Annotated in this window: 14 protein-coding genes; 8 read left to right on the top strand and 6 right to left on the bottom strand. The window is 56.7% G+C overall.

Going from position 1 to position 13,168, the window contains the following annotated elements; all coding sequences use genetic code 11:
- Positions 1-17 precede the first annotated feature (17 nt).
- Complete coding sequence (locus tag G6Q29_RS13345; protein ID WP_165465971.1) at positions 18-842, top strand: helix-turn-helix transcriptional regulator; 825 nt, start codon at positions 18-20, stop codon at positions 840-842.
- Here G6Q29_RS13345 and arsC read toward each other — a convergent pair.
- On the bottom strand, positions 839-1,195 hold the full coding sequence (arsC, locus tag G6Q29_RS13340) for an arsenate reductase (glutaredoxin) (RefSeq protein ID WP_165465970.1): 357 nt from the start codon (positions 1,193-1,195) through the stop codon (positions 839-841). The two genes, G6Q29_RS13345 and arsC, sit on opposite strands and share 4 nt — an antisense overlap.
- Before the next feature lie 13 nt (positions 1,196-1,208).
- Positions 1,209-2,672: a beta-barrel assembly-enhancing protease gene (gene bepA / locus G6Q29_RS13335; protein WP_165465969.1), complete on the bottom strand. Its 1,464-nt coding sequence runs from the start codon at positions 2,670-2,672 to the stop codon at positions 1,209-1,211.
- A 220-nt stretch (positions 2,673-2,892) separates the two neighbouring features.
- Between bepA and G6Q29_RS13330 the strand changes: the two genes are divergently transcribed.
- Positions 2,893-3,957 carry an AI-2E family transporter gene (locus G6Q29_RS13330; RefSeq protein ID WP_003860546.1) on the top strand — a complete coding sequence of 355 codons (1,065 nt, stop codon included), beginning with the start codon at positions 2,893-2,895 and terminating at the stop codon, positions 3,955-3,957.
- A gap of 140 nt (positions 3,958-4,097) precedes the next feature.
- Here G6Q29_RS13330 and bcp read toward each other — a convergent pair whose 3' ends face one another.
- Together bcp and G6Q29_RS13320 are read right to left on the bottom strand one after the other, a co-directional pair.
- On the bottom strand, positions 4,098-4,568 hold the full coding sequence (bcp, locus tag G6Q29_RS13325; RefSeq protein WP_023314630.1) for a thioredoxin-dependent thiol peroxidase: 471 nt from the start codon (positions 4,566-4,568) through the stop codon (positions 4,098-4,100).
- Positions 4,568-5,137, bottom strand: a complete 570-nt coding sequence (locus G6Q29_RS13320) for a glycine cleavage system transcriptional repressor (RefSeq protein ID WP_000213743.1) — start codon at positions 5,135-5,137, stop codon at positions 4,568-4,570. Before G6Q29_RS13320 ends, bcp begins: the two co-directional genes overlap by 1 nt.
- Before the next feature lie 145 nt (positions 5,138-5,282).
- Here G6Q29_RS13320 and dapA point away from each other — a divergent pair, with 145 nt between their 5' ends.
- The 6 genes from dapA to ypfH all read left to right on the top strand — a co-directional run bounded on the left by dapA (position 5,283) and on the right by ypfH (position 11,740).
- Positions 5,283-6,161: a 4-hydroxy-tetrahydrodipicolinate synthase gene (gene dapA, locus G6Q29_RS13315; RefSeq protein ID WP_165465968.1), complete on the top strand. Its 879-nt coding sequence runs from the start codon at positions 5,283-5,285 to the stop codon at positions 6,159-6,161.
- A gap of 16 nt (positions 6,162-6,177) precedes the next feature.
- On the top strand, positions 6,178-7,212 hold the full coding sequence (bamC, locus tag G6Q29_RS13310; RefSeq protein WP_165465967.1) for an outer membrane protein assembly factor BamC: 1,035 nt from the start codon (positions 6,178-6,180) through the stop codon (positions 7,210-7,212).
- Between the two features lie 109 nt (positions 7,213-7,321).
- Entirely contained in the window at positions 7,322-8,035 is a 714-nt protein-coding gene (gene purC / locus G6Q29_RS13305; RefSeq protein ID WP_001171626.1) for a phosphoribosylaminoimidazolesuccinocarboxamide synthase, read from the top strand.
- Between the two features lie 120 nt (positions 8,036-8,155).
- The gene (ypfJ, locus tag G6Q29_RS13300; protein ID WP_001303362.1) at positions 8,156-9,025 is read left to right on the top strand and encodes a KPN_02809 family neutral zinc metallopeptidase; all 870 of its coding nucleotides are present in this window, start codon (positions 8,156-8,158) and stop codon (positions 9,023-9,025) included.
- Positions 9,025-10,971 (top strand): tRNA(Met) cytidine acetyltransferase TmcA, encoded by a 1,947-nt coding sequence (locus G6Q29_RS13295; protein ID WP_165465966.1) that lies wholly within the window; start codon positions 9,025-9,027, stop codon positions 10,969-10,971. The genes ypfJ and G6Q29_RS13295 overlap by 1 nt, the downstream gene beginning before the upstream one ends.
- A gap of 73 nt (positions 10,972-11,044) precedes the next feature.
- Complete coding sequence (gene ypfH, locus G6Q29_RS13290) at positions 11,045-11,740, top strand: esterase (protein ID WP_165465965.1); 696 nt, start codon at positions 11,045-11,047, stop codon at positions 11,738-11,740.
- A gap of 78 nt (positions 11,741-11,818) precedes the next feature.
- On the opposite strand, the gene G6Q29_RS13285 is transcribed toward ypfH, so the two are convergent.
- A complete protein-coding gene (locus tag G6Q29_RS13285) occupies positions 11,819-12,016 on the bottom strand; it encodes a YpfN family protein (RefSeq protein ID WP_000383991.1) in 198 nt (65 codons plus the stop codon).
- Between the two features lie 24 nt (positions 12,017-12,040).
- Positions 12,041-13,168: a succinyl-diaminopimelate desuccinylase gene (gene dapE / locus G6Q29_RS13280; protein WP_165465964.1), complete on the bottom strand. Its 1,128-nt coding sequence runs from the start codon at positions 13,166-13,168 to the stop codon at positions 12,041-12,043.

Genomic DNA, 13,168 nt, shown 5'->3' with positions numbered 1-13,168 from the left:
TTAGGGAGAGGTACGCGATGGAAATCAAACTGCATGCCAACGCCACCACCACACCGCGTATCCGCCGCTATCTTCAGCAGTCAGATAAAAGCGACAGAGAGCTGGCTATTGAACTGGGGATCTCGGTCACCACCGTCAGACGCTGGCGCAATCGCGATCGCGTTTCGGATAACCACACCACGCCAAAAGTGATACACAAAGCGCTGAGACAAGAGCAGGCGGCACTGATAAATGCCCTGCGGGATATCACTAGTGCACCGCTGGATGAGCTGCTGCTGCTGGTGAATGACGGACTCGGGATCGCCGTTTCCCGCGCGACTCTGAACCGCTACCTCAAACCAGCTTCGGTAAAACAAAAGGGGGCGTCATTGCAGGGCAAAAAGGCGCTGAAGGCTGGTATCGTGCCGCAGAAACTGCTCCTGTATCATTTGCCGCTGTCGCTGCATATGGACGACGGTGGTGAGCAACACCTGCTCTGGGCGCGTGAACCCGTCAGCGGCTGGTGTTACGCCCGGCTTTATGCCGGCGTATCGCCGCAGTTACTGACCCACTGGACGAACGAGGTGCTGGCTGCCTGTCCGGCGGATATTCAATCTGTTGAGACTTTTGGGTTGGCAGTGACGCTGCCGGGGTCCCGCGTCAGTGTAAAAGTGCATCCGCAACAAAACCCGGCCGTGCAGGTTGCCCTGCCGTTACGCGAAATCGTTCCTCGGCTGAATAGTGAACCACCGGGAGAGCTGTTGAGCCAGCTATGCGAGTTTTATAACAGCGGAAAAACACAGAAAAAGCTGGGAGAGAGTACGCCGCAGGCGTTTCTGGAAGCGCTGCGGCGTAACGATTAGAGGATTTTGAGGACGTCTTCCGGCGGACGACCAATACGCGCCTTGCCGTTTACCACGACAATCGGGCGCTCGATCAGCTTTGGATTGTCAACCAACGCCTGGATCAGCCGATCTTCAGTGAGAGCGGTATCATTCAGATTGAGCGACTTATACAGCTCTTCTTTCTGACGCATCAGGTCGCGCGCGCTGCCCATATTTAGCATCTTCAGCAGGTGGCGGATTGTCTGCGCGTCCGGCGGCGTCTCCAGATACAACACCACTTCCGGATCGATGCCGTTAGACTTCAGCAGATTCAGAGTCTCGCGGCTCTTGGAGCAGCGAGGGTTATGGTAAATTTTTACCGCGTCTGTCATGACTTCTCCTTGATTACATCTTCTCGTACGGCTTAAAGCGTTGTTGCAGCCCGCGAAGCTGGTCGATTCGCGCATCGTAGCGGGCCTGTTGCAGGCTGCCGAGCTTCACCTGTGAGCTGGCGCTGCTCAGCAGGGAAATGGCCTGATCGAGACGACCCGCCAGCGCCAGACCTTCCGCACGCGCGGCCAGCTCCTGATCGCGGTTACCCAGTTGACCCTCTGCCTGGGCGAGCAGCTCCCAGCCGTTCTGGTCGTCTTTATTGTTAAAGGTGTAGCGGTTCAGAATGGTCACCGCCTCGCCAGGCTGCCCGCCCTGTAGGTAGGCGTTCGCCAGGTTAAGCTGTAATACCGGATTGTTGCGAATGTCTTTCGCCCCTTTCAGACGGTTGATCGCATCGGTCGCTTTTTTCTGCCCCAGATCGATATCGGTGGCGAGGTCAAGATACCACGGATTGTCAGGCGCCGACGCCAGCAGGGGCTGTAGCGCTTTACGCGCTTCATCGTACTTGCTGGCCTCCATCGCCTGGAGCGCCTGACCATACTGCGCCGCGTTTTTCTCGCGCACGTTGCCTTTCGCCAGCGCGTCCAGCAGATCGCTGGTGAGCTGATTACGTCCGGAGTTATACATGCCAAGCGTTCTCACTTTGGCCATGTAGAAATCCTGCGAAGACTGCACGACCACCGGGCGCATCTGGTTGGCACGGTTACGCGCATCTGAAAGACGGCTTTCCGGCAGCGGGTGGGTCAACAGAATTTCAGGGGGACGCGACGAGTAGCGCGCCTGGTCGAGCAGCTTTTCCAGGAAGCTCGGCATGGCCTGCGGGTCAAAGCCGGAGCGCTGTAAAACCTGAATGCCGATGCGGTCTGCTTCCTGCTCGTTCTGCTGGGTAAAGCTGATCATCCCCTGACGCGTTCCCGCCAGCGTCCCGGTAAGGGCCGCCATCCCGGCCTGCGGGCTGGCCATCGCCAGCAGAATAGAGCCCAGCGCGCCCACCCAGGTCAGCGGGGCGTTACGCTTCTGATCTTCCATCGCACGCGCCAGATGGCGCTGGGTAACGTGCGAAATTTCGTGCGCCATGACGGACGCCAGCTGGCTTTCGTTATCGGAATAACGGAACAACGCCGAATGCAGCACCACGTTCCCGCCAAAGAAGGCGAAGGCGTTGATTTCGTCGTTATTGATTAAATAGAAGTGGAAGGGCGTTTTTACCGAGTCTGCGTGCGCCACCAGCCGCATCCCCAGACCGTTGATGTACTGCACCAGCAAAGGGTCGTTGATCAGCGGAGCACTGCCGCGCAGCTGGCGTACGTAATAATCCCCCATCTGCATCTCCTGCCCGATGGAGAGCGTGCTTCCTGCCGTGGTGCCCATGTCCGGCAATGAATCGGACGAGTCAGCGAAAGCGGGCAACACCTGACCCACCGTCACGGCGGCAATCAGTGTCGCAACCAGTGTTTTTCTCAACTGCCTGAACATAACCACTGTCCTGTCTTTTGGATGTGCTAATTTGACCGATGAACCCGCATAACGTTCATCTCCGCTGCTCTGCGAGTGTAGCCGTGTTAAGAGATGAAGAAAATCCCATTCATCAGGGTTTTGCGAAACCTGACAGTGAAACAAAAAGGAAAGTCTTTTTTGTGACAGTTAGATACAATTCACCGTCTCACTCCCGCCATTCGATTCAGGGAAGGGTTGTATGCTCGAAATGTTAATGCAATGGTATCGGCGTCGGTTTAGCGACCCGGAAGCCATTGCTTTGCTGGTCATTCTGGTTGCCGGATTCGGTATCCTGTTCTTCTTTAGTGGCCTGCTGGCACCGCTACTGGTGGCGATTGTGCTGGCGTATCTGCTGGAGTGGCCCACCGCGCGTCTGGAACATATCGGCTGTTCCCGCCGCTGGGCGACCAGCATTGTGCTGGTGCTGTTTGTCGGCATTCTGCTGCTGATGTCCTTCGTGGTGATGCCCATCGCCTGGCAACAGGGGATCTACCTGATCCGCGATATGCCCGGCATGCTGAATAAACTGTCTGATTTTGCCGCCACGCTGCCGCGCCGCTATCCTGCGCTGATGGACGCCGGGATCATCGATGCGATGGCCGAAAACATGCGCGCCCGCATCATGACCATGGGTGACTCGGTGGTGAAATACTCTCTGGCCTCGCTGGTGGGGTTGCTGACGCTGGCGGTTTACCTTGTTCTCGTACCGCTAATGGTGTTTTTCCTGGTCAAAGATAAAGAGCAGATGCTGAACGCGGTGCGCCGCGTGCTGCCGCGCAATCGCGGTCTCGCCGGTCAGGTCTGGCAGGAGATGAACCAGCAGATCACCAACTACATACGCGGTAAAGTGCTGGAGATGATTGTGGTGGGCGTGGCGACCTGGATTGGCTTCGTGATCTTCGGGCTGAACTACTCGCTGCTGCTGGCGGTGCTGGTCGGATTCTCGGTTCTGATCCCGTATATCGGCGCGTTTGTGGTGACCATTCCGGTTGTAGGGGTGGCGCTGTTCCAGTTTGGTCTGGGTACGGAGTTCTGGAGCTGTTTCGCCGTATACCTGATTATTCAGGGACTGGACGGAAACCTGCTGGTACCGGTGCTGTTCTCAGAAGCCGTTAACCTGCATCCGCTGGTGATTATTCTGTCAGTGGTGATTTTCGGCGGGCTGTGGGGATTCTGGGGCGTGTTCTTCGCCATTCCGCTGGCTACGCTGATTAAAGCCGTGGTCCACGCGTGGCCGGATGTGCCGGCGGTGGAGGAGAAGTAGATTTAGTGCGGGCTGATGTCCTCACCCCAACCCTCTCCCACGGGGAGAGGGGGTAAACGCTAAAAACGGCAACCTGGTTGCCGTTTTTAGCGTTTACCTTATAGGCCGGGTAAGCGCAGCGCCACCCGGCACTAAAGTTATCACGCGTTCTCTTTCAGCCACTTCAACACCACGTCGTGGTGGTTGCTGGTTTTGAAATCATCAAACACGTGCTCAACTTTACCGTCAGCGCCAATCAGGAAGCTGATGCGGTGAATGCCGTCGTACGTTTTGCCCATAAAGGACTTCTCACCCCAGACGCCAAACTGCTCGCAAACCTGGTGGTCTTCATCGGAAAGCAGCGTGAAGTTCAGCAGCTCTTTTTCCGCAAAACGTGACAGCTTCTCTGGCTTATCGGTGCTGATGCCCAGCACTTCCACACCGACCTTTTTCAACTCATCCATGTTGTCGCGTAGACCGCAGGCCTGTACGGTACAGCCCGGGGTCATGGCTTTCGGGTAGAAATAGACCAGAACACGCTGTCCCTGGAAGTCGGTCAAATTTACTTGCTCGCCGTCTTGATCCGGTAAGCTAAATTTCGGTGCGATATCACCGGCTTTCAGTGGGTTCATTACTCAACTCCATCCTGTTCGTGCTGCGAATAATCGACGACGCTTATACTGCCTTGCGCGTGTAATTCTGTACAGAGGGCTTTGAACGCTTGCTCGATATTTGACGCATCCTGCGAGGCAGGGCTGTGTGCGGTAATTTGAATAAACAGCGTCGGGATTGCGTTTTCATCGCCCGGCTGCGTGCGGGAAACCAGTTCGGCAATGTTCATCTGATGGCTGTCAAACAGCGCCGTAAAACGTTCAATCAGATGAGGTGAATCAGGCACTTCAACCTGTACCCAGACCGTGGCAGGCAGCGCCGGACGCGGACGCGCGGTGGTGCGCTTCATCACAATCAGTAAATCCAGCTCTGCGCCTTTCAGCGGCAGGGTAGATTCGATGAGGGTAATGGCATTCCATGTTCCGGAAAGCAGCATAATGAACGTGAACTCTTCGCCGAGCATAGCCAGCCGGCTGTCTTCGATGTTGCAGCCGCAGCTGCTCACGTGGCGAGTGATGGTATTCACGATACCCGGCCTGTCAGCACCCAGCGCAGTGATAACCAGGTAATGTTGTGATGAGGTTGTCAAACCTGTTCTTCCTTTGCGTGGTTAAGTCTTCCTAAGGAAAGCATAAAAAAAACATGCATACAACCGCCTGAGAGCCTCAGGTCGCTTGCTTTTATTACAGTTCCAAACGTAACATTGAGGCTCTTGTTCGCACAGAGGATGGCTCATGTTCACGGGAAGTATTGTCGCGCTTGTTACACCGATGGATGAAAAAGGTAATGTCTGCCGGTCAAGCATGAAGAAGCTCATTGATTACCATGTCGCCAATGGAACCTCGGCGATCGTTTCGGTAGGGACTACCGGTGAATCCGCAACGCTGAGCCACGAAGAGCATGGCGACGTTGTGATGCTGACCCTTGAGCTGGCTGACGGGCGTATCCCGGTCATCGCGGGTACAGGCGCAAACGCAACGGCAGAGGCAATTAGCCTCACTCAGCGTTTTAACGACAGCGGCATTGTTGGCTGTCTGACGGTGACCCCTTACTACAACCGTCCTACTCAGGAAGGTTTGTTCCAGCATTTCAAAGCCATCGCTGAACATACTGACTTGCCACAAATTCTGTATAATGTGCCGTCCCGTACCGGCTGCGATATGTTGCCGGAAACCGTTGGCCGTCTCTCGAAAGTAAAAAATATTATCGGGATTAAAGAGGCGACAGGGAACTTAAGCCGCGTTCATCAGATCAAAGAGCTGGTTTCAGACGACTTTATCCTGTTGAGCGGTGATGATGCGACCGCGCTGGACTTTATGCAGCTCGGTGGTAACGGCGTGATTTCCGTGACGGCGAACGTGGCGGCGCGCGATATGGCTGACATGTGCAAGCTGGCCGCAGCCGGTCACTTTGATGAAGCTCGCGTGATTAATCAGCGTCTGATGCCGTTGCACAATAAATTATTTGTCGAACCCAATCCGATCCCAGTGAAATGGGCATGTAAGGAGTTGGGGCTTGTAGCAACCGACACGCTGCGTCTGCCAATGACACCGATTACCGATCGCGGTCGTGAAATTGTCGCTGGCGCGCTGAAGCATGCCGGTTTGCTGTAAAGTTTAGGGAGATTTGATGGCTTATTCAGTACAGAAGTCGCGCCTGGCGAAGGTTGCGGGTGTTTCGCTTGTTATGCTCCTCGCTGCCTGTAGTTCAGACTCGCGCTACAAGCGCCAGGTGAGCGGTGATGAATCCTATCTGGAAGCGCCGCCGCTTGCTGAACTTCACGCGCCTGCCGGCATGATCCTGCCGATCCAGAACGGTGATTATAATATTCCGGTTACCAACGGCAGCGGCCTGGTAGGTAAAGCGCTCGATATTCGTCCACCTGCTCAGCCTCTGGCGCTGGTGAGCGGCGCGCGCACGCAGTTCACCGGTGATACAGCTTCTCTGCTGGTGGAAAGCGCACGCGGTACCACGCTGTGGCCGCAGGTTGTGAGCGTCATTCAGTCGAAAAACTATACGATTGATAAACGCGACGATGCCAGCCAGACCTTAACCACCGACTGGATTGAGTGGAACCGTCTCGATGAAGACCAGCAGTATCGTGGTCGTTATCAAGTCTCCGTTAAGCCGCAGGGTTATCAGCAGGCGGTTACCGTTAAGCTGTTGAATCTTGAACAGGCAGGAAAACCGGTTGCCGATCCGGCCGCCATGCAGCGCTACAGTACTGAAATGCTGAACGTGATTGCCGCAGGTCTGGATAAGAACGCTACCGATGCCGCAAACGCCGCGCAGAACCGTAACGGCTCAACCTTTGACGTGCAGAGCGGTGCAGACGATACCGGCCTGCCAATGCTGGTGGTGCGTGCGCCGTTTAACCAGACCTGGCAGCGTCTGCCAGCAACGCTTGAAAAAGTGGGCATGAAGGTGACCGACAGCACCCGTTCAACGGGCAGCATCACAGCGACCTATAAGCCGCTGTCGGATAGCGCCTGGCAGGAGCTGGGGGCAAGCGATCCACAGCTGCCTTCCGGTGACTACAAAATCCAGGTGGGCGACCTCGATAACCGCAGCAGCCTGCAATTTATCGATCCGAAAGGACACACGCTGACCCAGGCGCAGAACGATGCGCTGGTTGCTGCCTTCCAGGCCGCATTCAGCAAATAATAGCGAGGGCTGGTTAATCCAGCCCTTTTTATTTTCGTGCTACGCAAACGTGTGCGTGGCATAATATGGCCAGTTTTGAATACAAATCATCACACCAGGAGTAATGAAGATGCAGAAGCAAGCTGAGTTGTATCGTGGCAAAGCGAAAACCGTATACAGCACGGAAAACCCGGATCTGTTGGTGCTCGAATTCCGCAATGATACGTCAGCAGGAGACGGCGCACGCATTGAGCAGTTCGATCGTAAGGGCATGGTGAACAACAAGTTCAACCACTTCATTATGACCAAACTGGCCGAAGCCGGTATCCCGACTCAGATGGAAGCGTTGCTGTCCGATACGGAATGTCTGGTAAAAAAACTGGATATGGTGCCGGTTGAGTGCGTGATCCGTAACCGTGCCGCAGGCTCCCTGGTGAAGCGCCTGGGCATTGAAGAGGGTATCGAACTGAATCCACCGCTGTTCGATCTGTTCCTGAAAAACGACGCTATGCATGACCCGATGGTCAACGAATCCTACTGCGAAACCTTCGGCTGGGTAAGCAAAGAGAACCTGGCGCGCATGCAGGAACTGACCTACAAAGCCAACGACGTGCTGAAAAAGCTGTTTGATGACGCGGGCCTGATCCTGGTCGACTTCAAGCTGGAGTTCGGTCTGTACAAAGGCGAAGTGGTGCTGGGCGACGAGTTCTCTCCGGACGGCAGCCGCCTGTGGGACAAAGAGACGCTGGATAAAATGGATAAAGACCGTTTCCGCCAGAGTCTGGGTGGCGTGGTCGAAGCGTACGAAGCGGTTGCTCACCGTTTAGGCGTTAAGCTCGACTAAACTGCGCATTTGCCAAAGGATGTGGGCATCCTTTGGCGTCTTATCCTTGTTTACTATGGTAATCCTTTCATTAACCGCCTACGATCATAGCTATTATAAATGGAATAGTTCGAGGTGTTTATGCGCTGGCAAGGGCGTCGTGAAAGTGACAACGTAGAAGACAGACGCAGCAGTGGTGGCGGTGGTCCGTCTATGGGCGGGCCAGGTTTCCGGTTACCCAGCGGCAAGGGCGGCATTATTTTGCTGGTCGTCGTGCTGGTGGCGGGCTACTACGGCGTCGACCTGACCGGTTTGATGACCGGTGAAACCGGGCAACAGCAGCAGTATTCTCAGCGCTCCATCAGCCCGAATGAAGATGAAGCGGCGAAATTTACTTCCGTTATTCTCGCGACGACCGAAGATACCTGGGGTCAGCAGTTCGAGAAAATGGGGCGGACCTATCAGCCGCCAAAACTGGTGATGTACCGGGGCGCAACCCGCACTGGCTGCGGCACCGGGCAGTCCGTTATGGGGCCGTTCTACTGCCCGGCGGACAGCACCGTCTATATCGATCTCTCCTTCTATGACGACATGAAAAGCAAGCTGGGCGCCGACGGCGATTTTGCTCAGGGCTACGTGATCGCGCATGAAGTCGGCCACCACGTGCAGAAGCTGCTCGGCATTGAGCCTAAAGTGCGTCAGATGCAGCAGAATGCTTCTCAGGCGGAGGTGAATCGTCTGTCCGTACGCATGGAGCTTCAGGCCGACTGCTTCGCTGGCGTCTGGGGACACAGCATGCAGCAGCAGGGCGTGCTGGAAACAGGCGATCTGGAAGAGGCCCTGAATGCCGCGCAGGCGATTGGTGACGATCGCTTGCAGCAGCAGAGTCAGGGGCGCGTGGTGCCGGACAGCTTCACCCATGGTACCTCAGAGCAGCGCTACAGCTGGTTTAAGCGTGGCTTCGACAGCGGCAACCCGTCACAGTGTAATACCTTCGGCAAAGCGATGTGATGCTGGGGTTTAAACAGCTGGTTAACCAGCTTCAGCGTATCGGGCACCGCCGGTTGGTGGTGCTTAGCGGCGATGAAGCGTGGACGTTGAGCCAGGCGACCCTACTGCGCGATACGTTACCTGGAGACTGGCTGTGGCTGGAGGAAAACCCCTCCAAGGCTATCAGTGGCCTGCTGGGACGTGAATACCTGCACGCCGTTTTTGACGCGCGTCGCTGGTTTGACGTCTCAGCCTTCGCCGCCCTCAGCGGGACCCTGCGCGCCGGAAGCCTTCTGGTGCTGCTGGTGCCGCCGTTCTCCGTCTGGGCTGACAGGCCAGATGCGGATTCTCTACGCTGGAGCGACAGCGCCGAGCCGATCGCCACCCCGCATTTTGTTCACCATTTTTGCCGTACGCTGGCTGCCGATTCAGATGCCATCGTCTGGCATCAACATCGTCCTCTGTGCCTATCCGTTACGCCGAATTTACCTGCCTGGCAGCCTGCCAGCGGTGAGCCGCAGCGCGAGCAGGCTGAGATCCTCGACGCTCTTCTGACCATGCCTGTGGGCGTGGCCGCCGTGACGGCACCGCGCGGACGCGGAAAGTCCGCCCTGGCGGGCATGTTGCTCAACGGCATTCAGGGTAGCGCTGTAGTGACCGCACCGGCAAAAGGGGCGACGGATGTCATCGCGCGTTTCGCCGGGGAACATTTTCACTTTATGGCCCCGGATGCGCTGCTGGCCTCCACAACAGAAGCTGACTGGCTGATCGTCGATGAGGCAGCCGCCATCCCCGGCCCGCTGCTGGAGAAGCTGGCGTCGCGCTTTCCTCGCGTGTTGCTGACCACCACGGTGCAGGGTTATGAAGGCACGGGCAGAGGATTCGTGCTGAAGTTCTGCGCCCGGTTCAGCGGGCTTCGGCGCTATACCTTATCCACGCCTGTTCGCTGGGCTGTCGGATGTCCCCTTGAGCGCATAGTGGCGAACGCGCTGCTGTTCGACGATGCGCTTATCGATCGCAAACCGGAAGGAGAGGTGTATTTAACGTCGCTGGAGCCTGAGATGTGGGAGAGCGATCCGGCGCGCTGGGCAGGCGTGTATGAGCTACTGTGTGCCGCGCACTACCGGACGTCGCCCCTCGATCTACGCCGGATGATGGACGCCCCAGGCCAGCACTTTGCTGTTGCTCAGGCGGGCGCGGAGATCGCGGGCGCGCTCTGGCTGGTGGAGGAGGGGGGATTACCCTCTGAACTTAGCCGCGCAGTATGGGCGGGCTTTCGTCGGCCGCGTGGAAATCTGGTGGCGCAGTCGCTGGCGGCGCACGGCGGTTCGCCGCTCGCGGCGACGCTGAAAGGCCGACGCGTCAGCCGCATTGCGGTGCATCCCCATCGCCAGCGGGAAGGCATCGGCCAGCGGCTGATCCGCAGCGCCAGAGGTGAAGATTATCTCTCGGTCAGCTTTGGCTATACCGACGAGCTTTGGCGTTTCTGGCGACAGTGCGGTTTTGTGCTGGTGCGAATGGGCAGCCACCGGGAAGCCAGCAGCGGGTGCTATACGGCGATGGCGTTGCTGCCGCTGAGCGAGGCGGGGCATCAGCTCTGCGAACAGGCGCATCAGCGTTTATGTCGTGATATGCGGGTCCTGTCGGCCTGGAATGGCGAAAAGATCCCGGTGACGGATGCATGGGAAGCTACCCTTAATAGTGAAGACTGGCTTGAGCTGGCGGGGTTTGCGTTCGCGCACCGGGCATTTTCGACCTCGGTTGCGGCGCTGACCCGGTTGTTGTTAGCCGTGGACATGCCGCTCCCGGCTCTTCGGGGGAAAATGGAAGGGAATACGCACGATATCGGACGGAAAGCGTTGCTGGCAAAGTTACGCGAAGAAACCGCTCACGCGCTTGAAAGGCTTGATGACTCCCGTAGCCAGCAGCTGAAAGACGACATTCTGCAATGGCAATTTTTTCAATGACTTCTTCAGTAAAGTGGCATGGTCATTACCCCGCAGAGGCGTAAAATCCTGCTTATCAATTAAGGAGATCGCCATGAAACATGACCATTTTGTTGTGCAAAGCCCGGACACACCGGCTAAACAGTTACTGCTTCTGTTTCATGGCGTGGGCGACAATGCCGTCAATATGGGACAGATTGGCAGCTGGTTTGCACCCGTTTTCCCGCAGGCGCTGATCGTCAGCATCGGCGGCGTCGAGCCGTGCGGTCCGGACGGGCGGCAGTGGTTTTCCGTCGAGGGCGTGACGGAGGAGAATCGTCAGGCGCGTATTGATGCCGCTATGCCTGCGTTTATCGACACCGTACGCTACTGGCAGCAGCAGAGCGGCATAGGCGCCGACGCAACGGCGCTCATTGGCTTTTCGCAGGGGTCGATCATGTCGCTGGAGAGCGTGAAAGCGCAGCCGGGGCTGGTGTCCCGCGTGATTGCCTTTAACGGCCGCTTCGCGACGCTACCGCAAAGCGCGACGACGCAGACCACGATCCATCTCATTCACGGGGGGGAAGACCGGGTTATTGAACTTTCGCATGCGGTTGCGGCCCAGGATGCGCTGCTGCGTGAAGGTGGGGATGTTACGCTGGATATCGTGGACGATCTGGGGCATGCCATTGACGATCGCAGCATGCAGTTCGCGCTCGATCATCTGCGCTATACCGTACCGAAGCACTACTTTGATGAAGCGCTCAGCGGCGGTAAGCCGAATGACGATGATATCGTAGAGTTTATTTAAACATTTCCCCTCACCCTAACCCTCTCCCCAAAGGGGAGAGGGAACATAATAGCCCTCGCCCCTCTGGGGAGAGTACAATTACTTCTTCTGGTCCTTCTTCGGCCAGTCGTCTTCATCGTCCCACTTGTCGTTGAAATCACGGTGCGGCGGAAGATCCGGTTTGTTGGCAAGGAACTTTTTGTGGTCAACGCGCTTGAGATCTTTAATCACGTTAAGCAGTACGCCAACCAAAAACACCAACACCAGAATCCACCAGTACTTTGAAAGCCAGTCCATTCGCTAATCCTCTTTAAGCCCCCGTCAGGCGACGAGCTGCTCCATAATACGTTGATACATGCGGGCCAGCAGTTGTAAATCGGCAGCGTTCACGCATTCATTGATTTTGTGAATCGTCGCGTTAACCGGACCCAGTTCGACAACCTGTGCGCCCATGCGGGCGATAAAGCGTCCGTCAGACGTGCCGCCCGTTGTCAGCAGCTGTGGCTTAATTTCATTATAGTGCGCAATGGCGTTCACCACCGCATCCACCAGTTTACCGCGCTGCGTCAGGAACGGCTGGCCAGACAGCCACCAGTCGATGGTATAGCGCAGCTGATATTTCTCGAGTAGCGCAATCACGCGCGCTTTGATCGTCTCGTCGGTCAGTTCGGTGCTGAAGCGGAAGTTAAACTGAACGAAGAGATCGCCAGGAATGACGTTGTTGCTACCGGTGCCAGCCTTAATGTTGGCTATCTGCATGCTGGTTGGCGGGAAAAATTCGTTGCCTTTATCCCATTCAATGCCCACCAGTTCATTCAGCATCGGCGCGGCGCGGTGTACCGGGTTATCCGCCAGGTGCGGATAGGCAACGTGGCCCTGCACGCCATGAATAGTCAAATTACAGGTCAACGAGCCACGGCGGCCATTTTTCACCACATCGCCAACCACTTCGGTGCTGGACGGTTCGCCCACCAGACAGTAGTCCAGACGTTCATTACGCGCCATCAGCGCCTCAACGACCTTCACGGTACCGTTGTGGGCGCTGGCTTCTTCATCGGAGGTAATCAAAAACGCTAGACGGTTTTTATGGTTTGGATGCTGGGCGACGAAACGCTCTGCCGCCACGACCATCGCAGCCAGGGAACCTTTCATGTCCGCAGCGCCGCGTCCGAAAAGCATGCCGTCGCGAATGGTTGGCTCAAAAGGCGGGTTGATCCAGCGGTCTGCGTCGCCTGCGGGAACCACGTCGGTATGTCCGGCAAACGCCAGCGTTTCCCCCTGACCGCGCCATGCCCAGAAGTTCTGCGTATCGCCAAAATCCATGTGCTCCACGGTAAAACCGATGGCACGCAGGCGCTCAATCATTAATGCCTGACAACCTGCGTCGTCCGGGCTAAGAGAAGGACGGCGAATAAGCTGCTGAGTCAGCTCAATGACCGGGCATGACAT

The sequence above is a fragment of the Enterobacter cloacae genome, from assembly GCF_011078175.1.
Taxonomy (GTDB): domain Bacteria; phylum Pseudomonadota; class Gammaproteobacteria; order Enterobacterales; family Enterobacteriaceae; genus Enterobacter; species Enterobacter cloacae_Q.
This window is presented reverse-complemented; position numbering and strand designations above follow the sequence as displayed.

What these genes read in the sequence shown, in the direction of transcription:
- ypfJ (WP_001303362.1), top strand. Translation starts at nt 8,156, where the DNA reads ATGCGCTGGCAAGGGCGTCGTGAAAGTGACAACGTAGAAGACAGACGC.
- G6Q29_RS13285 (WP_000383991.1), bottom strand. Translation starts at nt 12,016, where the DNA reads ATGGACTGGCTTTCAAAGTACTGGTGGATTCTGGTGTTGGTGTTTTTG.
- arsC (WP_165465970.1), bottom strand. Translation starts at nt 1,195, where the DNA reads ATGACAGACGCGGTAAAAATTTACCATAACCCTCGCTGCTCCAAGAGC.
- bepA (WP_165465969.1), bottom strand. Translation starts at nt 2,672, where the DNA reads ATGTTCAGGCAGTTGAGAAAAACACTGGTTGCGACACTGATTGCCGCC.
- G6Q29_RS13295 (WP_165465966.1), top strand. Translation starts at nt 9,025, where the DNA reads ATGCTGGGGTTTAAACAGCTGGTTAACCAGCTTCAGCGTATCGGGCAC.
- dapA (WP_165465968.1), top strand. Translation starts at nt 5,283, where the DNA reads ATGTTCACGGGAAGTATTGTCGCGCTTGTTACACCGATGGATGAAAAA.
- dapE (WP_165465964.1), bottom strand. Translation starts at nt 13,168, where the DNA reads ATGTCATGCCCGGTCATTGAGCTGACTCAGCAGCTTATTCGCCGTCCT.
- purC (WP_001171626.1), top strand. Translation starts at nt 7,322, where the DNA reads ATGCAGAAGCAAGCTGAGTTGTATCGTGGCAAAGCGAAAACCGTATAC.
- bamC (WP_165465967.1), top strand. Translation starts at nt 6,178, where the DNA reads ATGGCTTATTCAGTACAGAAGTCGCGCCTGGCGAAGGTTGCGGGTGTT.
- bcp (WP_023314630.1), bottom strand. Translation starts at nt 4,568, where the DNA reads ATGAACCCACTGAAAGCCGGTGATATCGCACCGAAATTTAGCTTACCG.
- G6Q29_RS13330 (WP_003860546.1), top strand. Translation starts at nt 2,893, where the DNA reads ATGCTCGAAATGTTAATGCAATGGTATCGGCGTCGGTTTAGCGACCCG.
- ypfH (WP_165465965.1), top strand. Translation starts at nt 11,045, where the DNA reads ATGAAACATGACCATTTTGTTGTGCAAAGCCCGGACACACCGGCTAAA.
- G6Q29_RS13345 (WP_165465971.1), top strand. Translation starts at nt 18, where the DNA reads ATGGAAATCAAACTGCATGCCAACGCCACCACCACACCGCGTATCCGC.